11 protein-coding genes are annotated in these 15546 nt (G+C 71.5%); 5 read left to right on the forward strand and 6 right to left on the reverse strand.

Annotated features, from left to right (window positions below):
* Positions 1–4: 4 nt before the first annotated feature.
* The gene (locus MJ604_RS02425; protein WP_243056682.1) at positions 5–538 is read right to left on the reverse strand and encodes a DUF402 domain-containing protein; all 534 of its coding nucleotides are present in this window, start codon (positions 536–538) and stop codon (positions 5–7) included.
* A gap of 38 nt (positions 539–576) precedes the next feature.
* Here MJ604_RS02425 and MJ604_RS02430 point away from each other — a divergent pair, with 38 nt between their 5' ends.
* On the forward strand, positions 577–1911 hold the full coding sequence (locus MJ604_RS02430; RefSeq protein ID WP_243056683.1) for a threonine/serine exporter ThrE family protein: 1335 nt from the start codon (positions 577–579) through the stop codon (positions 1909–1911).
* On the opposite strand, the gene MJ604_RS02435 is transcribed toward MJ604_RS02430, so the two are convergent.
* Entirely contained in the window at positions 1908–2750 is an 843-nt protein-coding gene (locus tag MJ604_RS02435) for an SDR family oxidoreductase (protein WP_243056684.1), read from the reverse strand. The two genes, MJ604_RS02430 and MJ604_RS02435, sit on opposite strands and share 4 nt — an antisense overlap.
* Positions 2747–4222, reverse strand: a complete 1476-nt coding sequence (locus MJ604_RS02440) for an NAD(P)/FAD-dependent oxidoreductase (protein ID WP_243056685.1) — start codon at positions 4220–4222, stop codon at positions 2747–2749. The genes MJ604_RS02435 and MJ604_RS02440 overlap by 4 nt, the downstream gene beginning before the upstream one ends.
* Positions 4223–4272: 50 nt before the next feature.
* On the opposite strand from MJ604_RS02440, the gene MJ604_RS02445 reads away from it, so the two are divergent.
* A complete protein-coding gene (locus tag MJ604_RS02445; protein ID WP_243056686.1) occupies positions 4273–4872 on the forward strand; it encodes a TetR/AcrR family transcriptional regulator in 600 nt (199 codons plus the stop codon).
* Here the strand turns inward: MJ604_RS02445 and MJ604_RS02450 are convergent.
* Positions 4856–6256 carry a HAMP domain-containing sensor histidine kinase gene (locus tag MJ604_RS02450; RefSeq protein ID WP_243056687.1) on the reverse strand — a complete coding sequence of 467 codons (1401 nt, stop codon included), beginning with the start codon at positions 6254–6256 and terminating at the stop codon, positions 4856–4858. The genes MJ604_RS02445 and MJ604_RS02450 overlap by 17 nt on opposite strands.
* Entirely contained in the window at positions 6253–6966 is a 714-nt protein-coding gene (locus tag MJ604_RS02455; RefSeq protein ID WP_279235345.1) for a response regulator transcription factor, read from the reverse strand. Before MJ604_RS02455 ends, MJ604_RS02450 begins: the two co-directional genes overlap by 4 nt.
* Before the next feature lie 118 nt (positions 6967–7084).
* On the opposite strand from MJ604_RS02455, the gene MJ604_RS02460 reads away from it, so the two are divergent.
* Positions 7085–7453: a hypothetical protein gene (locus tag MJ604_RS02460; RefSeq protein ID WP_243056688.1), complete on the forward strand. Its 369-nt coding sequence runs from the start codon at positions 7085–7087 to the stop codon at positions 7451–7453.
* Between the two features lie 1697 nt (positions 7454–9150).
* On the opposite strand, the gene MJ604_RS02465 is transcribed toward MJ604_RS02460, so the two are convergent.
* Complete coding sequence (locus MJ604_RS02465; RefSeq protein ID WP_243056689.1) at positions 9151–10659, reverse strand: FAD-dependent oxidoreductase; 1509 nt, start codon at positions 10657–10659, stop codon at positions 9151–9153.
* A 466-nt stretch (positions 10660–11125) separates the two neighbouring features.
* Between MJ604_RS02465 and hrpA the strand changes: the two genes are divergently transcribed.
* Both hrpA and MJ604_RS02475 read left to right on the forward strand, forming a co-directional pair.
* Entirely contained in the window at positions 11126–14878 is a 3753-nt protein-coding gene (gene hrpA / locus MJ604_RS02470; RefSeq protein WP_243056690.1) for an ATP-dependent RNA helicase HrpA, read from the forward strand.
* Positions 14875–15459 carry a hypothetical protein gene (locus MJ604_RS02475; RefSeq protein WP_243056691.1) on the forward strand — a complete coding sequence of 195 codons (585 nt, stop codon included), beginning with the start codon at positions 14875–14877 and terminating at the stop codon, positions 15457–15459. Before hrpA ends, MJ604_RS02475 begins: the two co-directional genes overlap by 4 nt.
* The last annotated feature ends 87 nt before the right edge of the window (positions 15460–15546 follow it).

Consider the following 15546-nt stretch of genomic DNA (forward strand, 5'->3'; position numbering starts at 1 on the left):
GCGCTCAGCGTTCCACAGCCACGCGCGCGAGCCAGCGCGCCGCGCTCCCGTCGTACGGCGCGGTCCCGGCGGCGACCGCCGCATGCACCCGGTCGCAGGACCTCATCGCGGCAGCACTCACCTCGTCGGGGTACCCGAACCGCACGCGATGATCCGCGAACTCGTCCTCGTCGTCGACCCACACCCGGCCGGTGTTGCCACGCACCACGTCGAGGTCGAGGTCCACGGCGCGCAGCACGAGCCCGTCCCACTGCGGGGGCGTGGTGATGTCGACGTACACCCGCACCGGCCCGCCCTCGGCGTGGAACGTCGCCAGCCAGCCGCGCTCGGCGTCGGGCCCGGGCGGCGGGACGAGGCCGACCTGCGCGGTCGGGGCGACGTACGTCGCGCCCGGGCGCGCCATCGCCGTGCCTGCCGGGATACCGAGCCAGTCGCCGTGCTCGTCGCTGCCGAGGACGTGGCAGTCGAACTCCCAGTGCGGCCGGTCCACCCACTTGGTCATCACGACGCGGACCGGGTCGCCGGGAACGGGAGTCACGGTGGCCTGTCTACCAGTCGGCTGCCACCATGGCGGCCATGTCGGACGCGCGCGAGCTCAACCTCACGCTCGACCTCTGCCTGCGGGTCGGAGAGCTGCTGCTGTCGTCGGGGGCGGGCGCCGCCGACGTCACCGCGACCATGCAGGCGGTGGCGTGGCAGTACGGCGTGCGGCACTCCGAGATCGACGTGACGTTCACGTCGCTGTCGATGAGCTACCAACCCAGCCCGGAGGAGCCGGCGTTCGTGCTGATCCGCCAGGTGAAGCAGCGCGACATCGACTACGAGGACCTCACGCTGGTCGACCACCTCGTCCGCGAGGTGCTGCACGGCGACGTCGAGCTCAAGGAGGCGCGCACCCGGCTGGCGCGCATCGTGTCGTCGGGCCACACGACCCCGCGCTGGCTGGTCAGTCTCGCCTGGGGCGTGATGTGCGCCGGTGTCGCCATCCTGCTCGGCGGTGGGCCGGTCGTGATCGCGCTCGCGTTCCTCGCGGCGGTCTGCATCGACCGGCTCCAGCTCTGGATGGGCCGACGCCGGCTCCCGTCCTTCTACCGCCAGGTCGCGGGCGGCGCGGTCGCCACGGTGATCGCCGTGCTCGCCGCGGCCGTCCAGGAGGACCTCGACACCTCGCTGGTCGTGACCGCGAACATCGTCATGCTGCTCGCCGGGATCGGGTTCATGGGCGCTCTCCAGGACGCGCTGTCCGGGTTCTACGTCACCGGCGGTGCCCGCCTCACGGAGGCGCTGCTGTCGACCGCCGGCATCATCGCCGGCGTCAGCGGCGGCCTCGCGCTCGCCGAGGTGCTCGGCGTCGACGTCGGCCGCCTCGACCCGGGCGCGGTCACCGACCTGCGCGACGTGTCGACGGTCGCGCTCGGCGCCGCGATCTGCGCTGCGGCGTTCGCGTTCGCGTCGTACGCCCCACGTCGCTCGCTGGTCCCGATCGCGCTGATCGCCGCGATCGCGATCGTGATCTCGCAGTCGATCAGCCAGGGCGGCGTGAGCGTCGCCCGGACCGCCTGGCCGGTCGCGACCGCGGCCTTCTTCGTCGGCCTCGTCAGCTTCACGGTCGCCGGCCGGATGCGGGTGCCGCCGCTGGTCGTGGTCGTGTCGGCGATCGTGCCGATGCTGCCCGGCCTGTCGATCTACCGCGGCCTGAGCCTGCTCACCGAGAACAGCTACCAGGCCTCGGAGGGCATCCTCGCCCTGATGACCGCCGGGTCGGTCGCGCTGGCGCTCGCGTCCGGCGTGATCCTGGGGGAGTACGTCGCGCAGCCCCTGCGCCGTGAGGCGCACCGGCTCGAGAGCCGCCTGTCGGGCCCGCGCCTGGTCGGGCCGCTGCGCACGTCGCGCCGCGGCCGACGCCGCTAGACGGCGCTGGTCCCCGGCGGCATCACCTTGCGGTGCGTGCGCGCCACGATGTCCTGGTAGCGCGAGCCGGTGACCTTCGCGAGCGTGTGGACGGCGTGCGCGTCGATGCCGACCAGCACCCGCGCCTTGTCGGTGCGGATGCCCTTGACGATGATCTCGGCGGCCCGCTCCGGGGTCATCTTCGCGAGCTTCTCGTCGAAGAACTTCGCCGTCTGCGCGCCGTCCTCGACGGCGGAGTACCGCGCGTTGCGGGCGATCGCGGTCTTGATGCCGCCCGGGTGCACGACGGTGACGCCGACCGGGTGGCCGGCGACGAGCATCTCCTCGCGGACCGCCTCGGACATGCCGCGCACGGCGTACTTGGCCGCGTTGTACATGCTCTGCCCGGGCATCGAGATCAGCCCGAAGAGCGACGAGATGTTCACCAGGTGCCCGTCGCCGGACGCGATCAGGTGCGGCAGGAACTCCTTGGTGCCGTGGACGACGCCCCAGAAGTTGATGCCCATGATCCAGTCCATGTCGGGGTACTCGAGGTCCTCGAGGTTCCCCGCGAGCGCGACGCCGGCGTTGTTGACGACCAGGTTGACCCGGCCGAAGTGCTCCGCCACGGCGGAGGCGTACGCCGCGAACGCGGCCCGGTCGGCCACGTCGAGGTGGTCCGAGCGCACCTCGCGGGCGCCGGCTGCCTTCACGAGGTCGACGGTCTCGGCGAGACCGGCGTCGTCGACGTCGGAGATCGCGAGCAGCGAGCCGCGCCGCGCCAGGTCGATGGAGAGTGCCCGGCCGATCCCGGAGCCCGCCCCGGTGATCACCGCGACCTTGCCGTTGAGCTCCTTCATGCCGAGATCTCCTTCACGTCGTAGGCGTCCGCGTCGAACGACGCGAGCTGGCGACGGAACGTGAACGTCGCCTTGGGCCACAGCACGGTGTTGCGGCCCTTCTCGTCGAGGTACCAGCTCGAGCAGCCGCCGGTGTTCCAGACGGTGCGCTTCATCCGGCGCTGCAGGTCGGCGTTCCACTTCCGGTACGCGCGCGGGTTGGGCTCGACAGCGCCGTACCTCGCCCGGCGCATGGTGCGCACCGCGTCGCGGACGTAGGCGACCTGCGCCTCGATGATGAACACCATGCTGGTGTGGCCCTGACCGGTGTTGGGGCCGACGAGCATGAAGAGGTTCGGGAAGCCCGGCACGGTGGTGCCCTTGTACGCCGCCATCCCGGTCTGGCGCCAGCTCTCGGCGAGCGTGTGGCCGGCGGTGCCGGTGATGTGCTCGGTGATCGGCAGCTCGGTCGTGTGGAAGCCGGTGGCCACCACGATCACGTCCACCGGCCGCTCGACACCGTCGGCGGTGACGACCGCGTTGCCGGTCACCTTGGTGATCCGGTCGGTCACCAGCTCGGTGTTGTCGGCGGCGAGCGCCGGGTAGTACGTGTTCGACCGCAGGATCCGCTTGCAGCCGATCGCGAACCTCGGCGTCACCTTCTCGCGCAGCACCGGGTCCTTGATGCCGATCGCGATGTTGGCCTGCGCGGCCTTCTGCGCGGGCGCGGCCAGCTTCGGGACCATGGTGAACGCCGGAACGTAGCCCTCGTGGGCCCAGTAGACGCCGGTCCGGTAGACCTTGCGCAGGAACGGGAAGCGCTTCAGTGCGGTGGCCTCGACGCCCTTGTAGGTCCGGTCGTTGCGGGGGATCACCCACGGCGCGCTGCGCTGGTAGACGTCGAGGTGGCCGGCCACCTTCTGCACCTCGGGCACGATCTGGATCGCCGAGGCGCCGGTGCCGATCACCGCGACGCGCTTGCCGGTGAGGTCGACGCTGTGGTCCCAGCGCGCCGAGTGGAACAGCGCGCCCTGGAACGTGTCGAGGCCGTCGATCTCGGGGAGCCTGGGCTCGGAGAGGCCGCCGGCGCCGACGATCAGCGTGGTCGAGGTGACGGTCCGCTCGCCGCCCGGCCCAGAGATCCGCACCTCCCAGCGCTGGGCCGCAGCGTCCCAGGCGGCGTGCTCCATCGTCGTCTCGAACTCGAACCGGTCGAGCGTGCCGGAGCGGCGGGCCACGCCCTCGATGTAGTCCTGGATCTCGGGCTGCGGGGAGTACGACTTCGACCAGTCGTGGGAGGCGAACGAGTACGAGTACAGCTGGCTCGGTACGTCGCAGCACGCGCCCGGGTAGGTGTTGTCGCGCCAGGTGCCGCCGACCGTGCTGCCCTTCTCGACCACGAGGAAGTCGGTCTCGCCGTCCTCCTGCAGCTTGATCGCGGCGCAGAGTCCGGCGAACCCCGCGCCGACGATGACATGCTCGACGTGCGTCATGGCCCAGACCGTACTGGCGGTATTGAAAAAGTGTCAATAAGGTGGTGTGCGTGACCTCGACGACCCGGACCCGACTGACCCCGGAGCAGCGCCGGGCGCAGCTGCTGGACCTCGGCGTGGAGCTGCTGGCGACCCGGTCGCTCGACGAGCTGTCGATCGACCTGCTCGCCGAGGAGGCGGGCATCTCCCGCGGCCTGCTGTACCACTACTTCGGCAACAAGCACGCCTTCCACGAGGCCGTCGTGCGCCGGGCCGCCGACGAGCTGATCGCCCAGACCGCGCCGCCCGCCGACGGCGAGCCGCTGGAGCGGGTGCTCGCCTCGGTGACGGCGTACGTCGACTACGTCGTCACCAACCACGAGGGCTACCTGTCGCTGGTGAAGGGTGCCGCGGGCGGCAACGAGTCGATCCGGGGGATCTACGAGCAGACGCGGTCGGACATGGGGGACCGGGTCTTCCGCGAGCACCCGCAGGGCGACATCGTCCCCGACACCCCGGCCAACCGGCTGGTGGTCCGCGGCTGGACCGCGATGACCGAGGAGCTGGTGCTCTCCTGGATCGCGGACCCGAACGGCGTCACCCGCGACGAGCTCATCGCGATCCTCGTGGCCTCGCTACCGGCCCTGGTCGGCGTCACCGAGGAAGCGTGACGTCCAGGGTCGTGTCGCCCGGCACCGACTGAAGCGTGACCGTGCCGCCGTGCGCGGCGACGATCGCCTCGACCAGGGAGAGCCCGAGCCCGACGCCGACCTGGCTGCCGCGTGTGCGGGCGGTGTCCCCGCGCGCGAACCGCTCGAAGGCGTGGTCGACCAGCTCAGGTGGGAAGCCCGGCCCGTCGTCGTGCACCGCGAACCCGTCGCGGCGGACGCGCACCGTCACCGTCGTACCGGCCGGCGTGTGACGGGCGGCGTTCGACAGCAGGTTCGTCGCGACCTGGTGCAGGCGCAGGTCGTCGCCCACCACCTCGTACGGCGTGTCCACGGCGTCGTCGGGCACGTCGAGGCGCCAGTGGTGGCCGGGGGCGACCACGCGGGCGTCGGACACCGCCTCGAGCAGCAGCCGGGTGAGGTCGACCGGCTCCTGCGCCAGCGGCCTGCCCGAGTCGAGCCGCGCCAGGAGCAGCAGGTCCTCGACGAGCGAGGTCATCCGGCCGGACTCCTCCTCGACCTTGTCGAGCGCGGTCGCGGTGGCTGCGGCGTCGTCGGGCCGGCGCCGGGCAAGCTCGGTGTAGCCGGCGATCGTCGCCAGCGGGCTGCGCAGCTCGTGCGAGGCGTCGGCGACGAACTGCCGGACCTGCTGCTCGCTGCGGTGCCGCGCGTCGAGCGAGGTCTCGACGTGGGCGAGCAGCGCGTTCAGTGCCGCGCCCACCTGGCCGACCTCGGTGCGCTCGTCGGTGAGGTGGTCCGGCACCCGCTCGGTGAGGTCGATCTCGCCGGACGCGAGGGGCAGCTCGGCCACCGCGTGCGCGGTCTCGGCGACCTCGCGCAGCGGCCGCAGCTGGCGGCGTACGACGACCAGGGCGACGCCGCCGCCCAGGGCGGTCGCGATCACCGCGAAGAGCAGCTCGAGCGAGACGAGTCGCTCGAGCACGCTCGACACGGAGTCCTCGGGCAGGCCGACGAGGTAGGTACCGCCGTCCGGCGTGGGGATCGCCTGGACCCGGAAGTCGCCGATCCCCGGCAGGCTGACGGTGTGCGTCTCCCGGTCCGTGGGCACCTGCGCGAGCTCGTCGGCCGCCGCGTCATCGAGCCGCACCTGACGGATGGGTTCCTCCGCCGACCGTGGCTCGACGACGTACACCTCCGCGGTGCCGTCATCCGAGATGAGGGCCCGCACCATCCCGACCTCCATGCCGGGTCCGCCCGTCGGGCCGCCGCCGATGGGCAGCTGGTGCACCTGCTCGTCGAGACGGTCGTTCAGGTAGCGGCTCATCGCGACGGTGGTCGCGGCACCGAGCAACACGGACACCACGAGGATCAGCAGCACCGTGGTGAGCACCAGCCGCGAGGTCAGCGACGCGAAGGCGCGCCTCATGCGTCGGCCGGCTTCAGCACGTAGCCCGCGCCGCGCATGGTGTGGATCATCGGCTCGCGTCCCGCGTCGATCTTCTTGCGCAGGTAGGAGATGTAGAGCTCGACGACGTTGGCCTGGCCGCCGAAGTCGTAGTTCCAGACCCGGTCCAGGATCTGTGCCTTCGAGAGCACCCGGCGCGGGTTGCGCATCAGGAAGCGCAGCAGCTCGAACTCCGTCGCGGTCAGCGCGATCGGCTCGCCGCCGCGGAACACCTCGTGGCTGTCCTCGTCGAGGCTGAGGTCGCCCACGACCAGCATCGGGGTCGAGGTGACCTGCTGCGCGCCGGTCCGCCTCATCAGCGCTCGCAGCCGGGCCACCAGCTCCTCCAGGGAGAACGGCTTCGTCACGTAGTCGTCACCGCCCGCGGTCAGCCCGGCCACCCGGTCCTCGACCGCGTCGCGGGCGGTGAGGAACACGACGGGTACGTCGGGGTTCGTGGACCGCATCCGGCGCAGTACCTCGAGCCCGTCGAAGTCGGGCAGCATCATGTCGAGCACCACCGCATCGGGGCGGAACTCGCGGGCGGTGGAGACCGCCTTCGACCCGGTGTGCGCGACGGCCACCTGCCAGCCCTCGTAGCGCAGCGCCATCGAGACCAGCTCGGCGATGTTCACCTCGTCGTCGACGACCAGCACGCGCAGAGGGGTGCCATCGGGTCGGGTCAGCTCCATGTCGACCATCGTGCCCACGCTAACTGTGCACTTGCTGTGAACGAGCTGTGGCGGACTCACGACGTGCTCACCGGTCGCACACAGGAGCCGCACAGCGGGCGGGAGGAGCGTCGTCCTCATGACCGAGAACAACGACACCCAGAACCTGGAGGCCGCACCGCCGGCCGACCCGGAGCCCCAGAAGCGCATTCGCGACCGTCGCGTCGGCGTCGTCGCCCTGGCTGCCTCGACCGTGGGCGCGCTGCTGATCGGCGGCACGCTCGGCGCCGTCTCAGGCGCCGCAGTCGGGTACGGCGTCGGCCACCACGACCACCCGGACCGCCCGGCGCTCGTGCAGCGCGAGGGCACGCAGCAGGACGGCCTGCCCGGCGGCGGGATGCCCGGCGGCCAGCAGTTCGCGCCGCCGAACGGCCAGCTGCCGCCGGGCACGACCCAGGAGCAGGAGGAGTCGGACGGCTCCGACAGCTCGGACAGCTCGAACAGCTGAGAGAGCGTGGCATCGTCGAGGCCAACCCCACGTCCGCCGCTCTCCCTCGGCCCCGAGCCGTCGAGATCGCGGTGCCCCCTCGGCCTCGACGAGCCACACTGCGTTCCGCACGCTAGACCCGCGAGGCCCGTCTCCGGCATGTCCCGAAGGGCTGCCCTTTCGGGCAGGTGCGGGCAAGCGTCATGGTTTCGGACCTGATGCGTCCCTAGGCTGAACCTGCCTGCTCGTCGCACATCTCTCGGGGGACCCGTCGTGAAGTACCTGGCGCTCGTCGCTGCCTGCCTGCTCACCGCCACGCTCGCTGCACCGACGTCCGCGGAGGCAGCAGTCGACCCGGTGGAGGTCACCTTCCCTGACATCGCCATGTTCAATCCGGAGCACACCCCGTACGTCTTGGAGGTCCACGACCCGCAGCCCGAGCTCGGAGAGCTGGTCGTCGCCTGGGGACAGCATCGGATGGCGCTGCCCCACGACGGCGCGGTGACGGTTCCGCTCACGTTCGCCGACAGCTACTCCACGACGCTGCAGGTCCTGCGCTGCATGGTCGGTGGAGAAATTTGCTCCGGTACCAGTCAGGTTCGGACGGTCACGCTCGTGAACCACCTCAACATCCGTCTCGACGAGGCCGGATGGCGCACGCTGGGGACGGGCTCCGATATCCCGGTCGAGGTGACCTACCCGGATCTCGCGAAGGGCGAGCCGATCCGGCTCGAGTGGACCGTGACCGACTTGGCCGACGGGGAGGTGATCGTCTCCGGCGCCGACGATTGGGTCATCGGGCAGCCTCGACCCGTTTTGGGCATCCCCGCTGCCACGGACGCGCAGGAGGTTCGGCTCTCGGTCCGAGCTGTCTCGGACTCGACCCGGTGGGGACGCCTCGAGGGGGCGGACGAGCACGACTACGGGGTCGATGTGCTGCCACCGAAGATGAAGGCCAGTCTGTCGTCCGACGTCGTGTTCCCCGCCCCTGACGGCTACCTCGACTACACCCGTATCAAGGTCGGCCCGTGGACCGGCCCGTCCACCCTCCGGGTGGACGTCGTCGACCGGGCGGGCGCGGTGACCAACGTCTACTCGGGTCGCGCCGACGGCATCGCTTTCGACGGCCACCACGACGGCGAGCCGTTCCCTCCCGGCCGGTACACGCTCCGTGTCACCGGCTTCGACGACTCGGGCAACGCCACCGTGCGCGAGCTCCCCGTCCGCGTCGACGACCGGGTCCGGGTCGAACGGTCGTTCCGCCGGACCATCCCCGCCGCACGCACCGTGGCCGATCAGTACGTCGGTGCGTGCTCGCACCTAGGGCCGGCTTCCGGTCGCGGTTGGAAGGGCTCACTCGGGCTCTACTCGACCTCGCCCTGCAGGAAGAAGGACGGCTCGGTCGTCTCGACGCTGCATGGTGCGCAGGTGCCGGCCTCGGTGGGCGAGTACCCGAGCTCCCTCCGGCTGTCGTTGTACGGCGGTCCTGCGCGCGGCGCGGCGTCGGCCTACCTGGTGCACGGGTGGCTGCGCAACGAGACCAACGGGTTCATCAAGCGCCGCGTGGTCCGTGGTGGGCTCGGTGAGCACAAGACCAACGGCATCGCGGCCACCTCGGTGGTCCGCGAGATCGACGGCAAGTCGTGGGTGTACTGGCAGGTCGGGCTGACCGACGGCAGCCGCTACGACATCAAGAGCTTCACGATCAGCACGGACTACTACACGCTCGTCGCCCCCGCGTCCCGCACCGCGAGCGACGCGAAGACCATCGCCGAGCCGAGCGGGGCGCCGGGTCCGGGGTACACCCCGCCGAAGACGGAGGCCGCGCTGTTGCTGGCGGCGTACAAGCCCGGGATCTGACTGCCGTCCTCGCGCAGCACCCGGCCGCGGTCGTCGGTGACGAGCCCGCCCTTGGTGCCGAGGTCGGACAGCACGAAGCGGGCGGCGTAGAACGGCGCCTGCGTGCACGCCGTCGGGCCGGCGCCGCCGGTGAAGAACGTGTCGTACTCGTCCCGGCCGCGGCCGAAGTCCTCGTCGACCCCGGACTCGCAGAAGCCGTTGAAGCGCTCGACCGTCGCGACCAAGGAGTCGGCAGGTACGCCGATCGCCTCGGCCAGCTCCGCGATCGAGTCCGCGCGCACCCAGGTGCCGGCGGCGAGGTGCTCGTCCGGTGATCCCTCGGGCATCGCGATCGCGGGCAGCCGGCCACCCTCGGCGGAGTCGAAGACGAACCACGACGGGATCCGCTCGGGGGCCTTGGCCATCTCGCGGCCGAAGCGGTCGTAGGGGAGCGTCTCGTTGGCGTAGCGCTTGCCGTTCGCGTCGACCATCAGCCCGGAGCGGAAGCCGAGGGTGAACGAGCCGCCGCCGTCCGGCTGCTCGAGGCCGGGGCAGAACCAGCCGACCCCGCTGTAGTCAGTCGCCGCGCCGATCGCCACGGCGGCCGCGATCGGCTCGCCGGTGTTCGTCCCGCGCGGCGCCATCGTCCAGGCGACGTCACCGGGCACCCCGCGCGCGGCGCGCTCCTCGGCATTGCCCTCGAAGCCGCCGGCCGCGACCAGCACCCCGCGGCGCGCGGTGATCTCGACCGGTCCCTCGGGCGTCATCGCCGCGACGCCGGCGACCCGGTCGCCGTCGAGGACGAGGCCGGTGACCGGCAGCTCGGTGAGCACCGTCCCGCCCCCGCTCAGGAACCCGTCGAGCAGCCGCGCGATCAGCGACTGCCCGCCGCTGAGCGTGTTGCGGCCGGGCTCGCCCACCCGGTCGCGCTCCACCGGCGGTCGGACGAGCTCGCCGACCCGCTCCGGCAGCTCGCCGCGCTTGATGTTCGTCGGCTGGATCGAACGGCCCATCGGCACCCGGCCGGGGGCGTCGTAGTACTCGGAGAACGGCAGCCACTCGAACGGCACCCCGGCATCCTCGAGCTCGGCGACCAGCTCGGGCGCGTGCCGCAGGAACGCCTCGACCTTGGTCTCGTCCGGGTCGCCCAGGATGGCCGCGAGGTACTCACGCGCTCCCTCCGTCGAGTCGGGGATGCCGGCGCGCTGCTGCACCTGGCTGCCCGGCAGCCAGCACGCCCCGCCGGAGTACGCCGAGGTCCCGCCCAGCAGTGCGGTCTTCTCGACCACCACGGTGCTCAGTCCGGCCCTCTGGGCGAGGAAGGCGCCGGTCATCGCACCCCCGCCCGACCCGACCACAACCACGTCGTACTCCCGTGCCTCCGTCATGCGGCGATACTAGAACACGTTCTATGTCTCGATACGCTCGCTGGCGCTCGCTACTCGACAACCGGCAGGCAATGTCGGTGGTCGAGTAGCTCGCGACTCGACAACCCTGGCGGGCGATGTCGGTGGTCGAGTAGCCGCCGAGGAACGAGGCGGCGTATCGAGACCCTTCGAGGGTGGGGTGGGGTCTCGATACGCTCGCTGGCGCTCGCTACTCGACCAACGAGCGCGGGTATCGGTGGTCGAGTAGCCGCCGAGGAACGAGGCGGCGTATCGAGACCGTCGGGGATGGGTCGGGTCTCGATACGCTCGCTGGCGCTCGCTACTCGACCAACGAGGTGGGTGTCGGTGGTCGAGTAGCCGCCGAGGGACGAGGTGGCGTATCGAGACCTTCGAGATGGGCTCGGTCGCGGGATCCTCGACCGACGATGGGTAACCGGCTGGACGGGCTTGGCACAATGGGTCGGTCATGACCGAGCTCCAGATCCTCTATCCGCCGGAGCTGCCGGTCACCCAGCGCCGCGAGGACATCGCCGAGGCGATCCGGGACCACCAGGTCGTGATCGTCGCGGGCGAGACCGGGTCGGGGAAGACGACCCAGCTGCCGAAGATCTGCCTGGAGCTCGGGCGAGGCAAGGACGCCCTGATCGGGCACACCCAGCCGCGGCGGATCGCGGCGCGGTCGGTGGCCGAGCGGATCGCCAGCGAGCTGAAGACCGAGCTCGGGGACCTCGTGGGCTACCAGGTGCGGTTCACCGACCGGACGTCGAAGTCCAGCCGGGTGAAGCTGATGACCGACGGCATCCTGCTCGCCGAGCTGCAGCGCGACCGGATGCTCAAGCGGTACGACACGATCATCATCGACGAGGCGCACGAGCGCAGCCTCAACATCGACTTCCTGCTCGGCTACCTCAAGCGGCTGCTGCCGAAGCGGCCCGACCTGAAGCTGATCATCACGTCGGCGACCATCGACGTCGACCGGTTCGCGAAGCACTTCGACGCGCCCGTCGTCGAGGTGTCCGGCCGTACCTACCCGGTCGAGATCCGCTACCGGCCGCTGATGGACCTCTCGGAGGACGACGAGGAGGGCGAGGTCGTCGTCCGCGACCAGACCGAGGCGATCGTCGAGGCGGTCAAGGAGCTCGCGGCCGAGGGGCCGGGCGACGTCCTGGTGTTCCTCCCCGGCGAGCGCGAGATCCGCGACACCGCCGACGCGATGAAGGACCTGCCGCGCACCGAGATCGTGCCGCTTTACTCGCGGCTCTCGGCCGCCGAGCAGCACAAGGTCTTCAGCTCGCACGGCGCCGCCGTACGACGCGTGGTGCTCGCGACCAACGTCGCCGAGACCTCGCTGACCGTGCCGGGCATCCGGTACGTCGTCGACACGGGCGTGGCGCGGATCAGCAGGTACTCCGTGCGCACCAAGGTGCAGCGCCTCCCGATCGAGCCGATCAGCCAGGCGTCGGCCAACCAGCGCTCCGGCCGGTGCGGCCGGGTCGAGGCGGGCATCGCGATCCGGCTCTACTCGGAGGAGGACTTCGAGGGTCGCCCGGAGTTCACCGACCCGGAGATCCTGCGCACGAACCTGGCCAGCGTGATCCTCCAGATGACCAGCCTCGGCCTCGGTGACATCGGCCGGTTCCCGTTCGTCGAGCCGCCCGACAAGCGCAACGTCAGCGCCGGTGTGCAGCTGCTCGAGGAGCTCGGTGCCTTGGTCTCGAGGGGCTCGACCACCGGGGCGGACCTCACCAAGCTCGGCCGCCGGCTGGCCAGGCTGCCGATCGACCCCCGGCTGGCCCGGATGATCCTCGAGGCCGAGCGGCTCGGCTGCGTGCGCGAGGTCATCGTGATCGCTGCGGCGCTGTCGCTGCAGGACCCGCGGGAGCGGCCGGCCGAGCTCCAGGCACAGGCCGACCAGCAGCACGCCCGCTTCAAGGCCGAGGACAGCGACTTCCTCACCTGGCTCAACCTCTGGCGCTACATCAAGGAGCAGCAGAAGGAGCTCAGCAGCAGCGCGTTCCGCCGGATGTGCAAGCGCGAGTACCTCAACTACCTGCGGGTCCGCGAGTGGCAGGACTTCGAGTCCCAGCTCCGCCAGGTCTGCAAGGAGATGAAGATCCAGGTCGGCCACCCCGCCGACAACCCGGACGCCGACGGCATCCACCAGGCGCTCCTGTCCGGGCTGCTCAGCCACATCGGCCTGCTCGAGGAACGCGAGAAGGAGCGCAGCGCGTCCGGTCGCCGACCGATGCGGGAGTACCTCGGCGCGCGCGGCGCGAAGTTCGCGATCTTCCCGGGCAGCGGCCTGGCGCGGAAGAACCCGCAGTTCCTGATGGCCGGCGAGCTCGTCGAGACCAGCCGGCTCTGGGCGCGGCAGAACGCCGCGATCAAGCCGGAGTGGGCCGAGCGGCTCGGCGCCGACCTGGTGAAGCGCACCTACTCCGAGCCGCACTGGAGCAAGAAGCGCGCGGCCGTGATGGCGTACGAACGCGTCACGCTGTACGGCGTACCTCTCGTCGCGGACCGGCTCGTGTCGTACGGCAAGGTCGACGCCCCGCTCGCCCGCGAGCTCTTCATCCGGCACGCGCTCGTCTACGGCGAGTGGGCCAGCCGGCACAAGTTCCTCGAGACCAACCGACGGCTGCTGGAGCAGGCCGAGGAGCTCGAGCACCGCGCCCGGCGCCGCGGCATCGTGGTCGACGAGCACACGCTGTTCGACTTCTACGACGCGCGGATCGCGGCGGACGTCGTCAGCGGCGCGCACTTCGACCAGTGGTGGAAGAAGGAGCGGCAGCGCAACGGCCGGCTGCTGACGTTCGACCCGTCGATGCTCACCCACGACACCGCCGAGGAGATCAGCGCCGGCGACTACCCGGAGCAGTGGGAGAGCGAGGGACTGACCTTCCCGATCAGCTACCACTTCGAGCCCGGCGCCGCCGAGGACGGCCTGACCATCGACGTGCCGGTCGCGACGCTCAACCGCGTCGAGGCCGACGACTTCTCCTGGAACGTCCCCGGTCTCCGCGAGGAGCTGGTGACCAGCCTGATCCGCAGCCTGCCCAAGAACCTGCGGGTGAACTTCGTGCCCGCCCCGAACAAGGCGCGTGAGTTCCTCGCCGCCGCGCCGCCGGGGGAGGAGCCGCTGCTCGACGCGCTCGAGCGGTGGTGCCGCGCGACCACGGGCGTGCTCGTCCCGCGCGACGCCTGGGACTGGTCGAAGGTGCCCGAGCACCTGCGCCCGACGTACCGCGTCGTCGACGACGCCGGTCAGGAGCAGGCGCGCGGCAAGGACCTGGAGGCGCTGAAGGCGCCGCTGCGCGGGCAGTTCGCGGAGGCGATCGCCGAGGTCGCCAGCGACAGCGGGCTCGCGCGCACCGGCGAGACGTCGTGGGTGTTCGGCACGATCGAGGCATCGTTCACGCAGAAGCGCGCCGGCCACGAGGTGCAGGTCTTCCCGGCGCTCGTCGACGAGGGCACGACGGTCGGGCTGCAGGTCTTCGGCTCCGCGGAGGAGCAGGAGGCCCGGCACCGCTCGGGTGTACGCCGGCTGCTGCAGCTCGAGATCGAGTCGCCCGTGAAGCGGGTCCTCGACGGCCTCACGAACACCGAGAAGCTCGGCCTCGCCGGCTCGCCGTACCCCAGCGTCGCCGAGCTGCTCGAGGACTGCCGGGCCGCGGTGCTCCAGGACGTCGTCGACGCCCGGCCCGCGGTCCGCGACCGCGCGGCGTACGACGCACTGCGCGCCGAGGCCGCCCGCGACCACGAGGCGCACCTGCGCGCGGTGATGGCCGACGTGATCCGGGTGCTCGACGCGTGGCGGCAGGCCGAGAAGGCGCTCAGTGGTCGCGCCGACATGACGATGCTGCCGGCGCTCACCGACATGCGGGCACAGCTCGCCCGGCTGGTCGACCGGGGCTTCGTCGGCGTCGCGGGCGGTGCCCAGCTGCGCCGGTACCCGACGTACCTCGCCGCTCTGGAGCAGCGCCGCGAGAAGCTGCCGGTCCAGGTCAACAAGGACCGGCAGCTGTCCGACCAGCTCGCCGACCTGCAGGAGGCGTACCTCCACCAGCTCGCGGCGCTGCCCGAGGGCCGGCCCCCCGGCGCCGGGCTGCGCCAGGTGCGCTGGATGCTCGAGGAGTACCGCGTCTCGCTGTGGGCCCAGCAGCTCGGCACGCCCTATCCGGTCAGCGACCAACGCATCCGACGTAGCCTGCACAAGTGACGGATCGCCAGCACCACCGCCCGATGACGCCGGGCGGCATGTTCTTCGAGGCGCTCGTCGGCGGCGCCGACCCGGCGCTGGTGAGCGAGGCGGCCGACCGGGCCGCCGTGCTGTTCGTGCGTGGCGCGCGCGACTCCGGCGACGCCGAGGTCGCCGACCGGCTGTTGCGGCTCGCGGAGACCGAGGGGATCGAGACGATCGCGGAGGTGTGGTCCGGCTCGCCCGCGGACTCCCTGGCCGGCTGCCTGTGGCGGCTCTACCTGCTCCGCTCGTGGGTGTACGCCGACCCGGCCGGCGTGGCCGCCGAGTTCGAGGCCGGGCTCGGGAGCGTCCAGGTCGCGCGGGTGGTCGCCGGTGTCGCCGAGCCGCCCGGCCCCGACCAGCTCAAGGCGATGGTCGACGAGGTGCTCCGCGGGATCGCCGGCAGCGACTTCGCCGACGTGCTGTTCCGCGCCGCCGCGTTCGCCCGGGTGGTCGCCGCCGGCCGTGCGGTGACCGGCGGCGAGGTGCAGCGGATGCTGCAGCTCTCCGAGCAGCTCGAGGCAGCGGGCCACCTCGAGCTCGACCATGGACTCGCCTAGTGTCCTGAGTCACGAGTCCGGGTGCGCTTCGCGCACACATGGCACGCACCTCGCTGCGTTGCCGTCGCTCGGTGATGGGCCGACAGC

It is taken from the genome of Nocardioides sp. SR21 (assembly GCF_022761125.1).
In the GTDB taxonomy this organism is placed as follows: Bacteria; Actinomycetota; Actinomycetes; order Propionibacteriales; family Nocardioidaceae; genus Nocardioides.

What these genes read in the sequence shown, in the direction of transcription:
- MJ604_RS02430 (WP_243056683.1), top strand. Translation starts at nt 577, where the DNA reads ATGTCGGACGCGCGCGAGCTCAACCTCACGCTCGACCTCTGCCTGCGG.
- MJ604_RS02435 (WP_243056684.1), bottom strand. Translation starts at nt 2,750, where the DNA reads ATGAAGGAGCTCAACGGCAAGGTCGCGGTGATCACCGGGGCGGGCTCC.
- MJ604_RS02440 (WP_243056685.1), bottom strand. Translation starts at nt 4,222, where the DNA reads ATGACGCACGTCGAGCATGTCATCGTCGGCGCGGGGTTCGCCGGACTC.
- MJ604_RS02450 (WP_243056687.1), bottom strand. Translation starts at nt 6,256, where the DNA reads ATGAGGCGCGCCTTCGCGTCGCTGACCTCGCGGCTGGTGCTCACCACG.
- MJ604_RS02455 (WP_279235345.1), bottom strand. Translation starts at nt 6,966, where the DNA reads ATGGAGCTGACCCGACCCGATGGCACCCCTCTGCGCGTGCTGGTCGTC.
- MJ604_RS02460 (WP_243056688.1), top strand. Translation starts at nt 7,085, where the DNA reads ATGACCGAGAACAACGACACCCAGAACCTGGAGGCCGCACCGCCGGCC.
- MJ604_RS02465 (WP_243056689.1), bottom strand. Translation starts at nt 10,659, where the DNA reads ATGACGGAGGCACGGGAGTACGACGTGGTTGTGGTCGGGTCGGGCGGG.
- hrpA (WP_243056690.1), top strand. Translation starts at nt 11,126, where the DNA reads ATGACCGAGCTCCAGATCCTCTATCCGCCGGAGCTGCCGGTCACCCAG.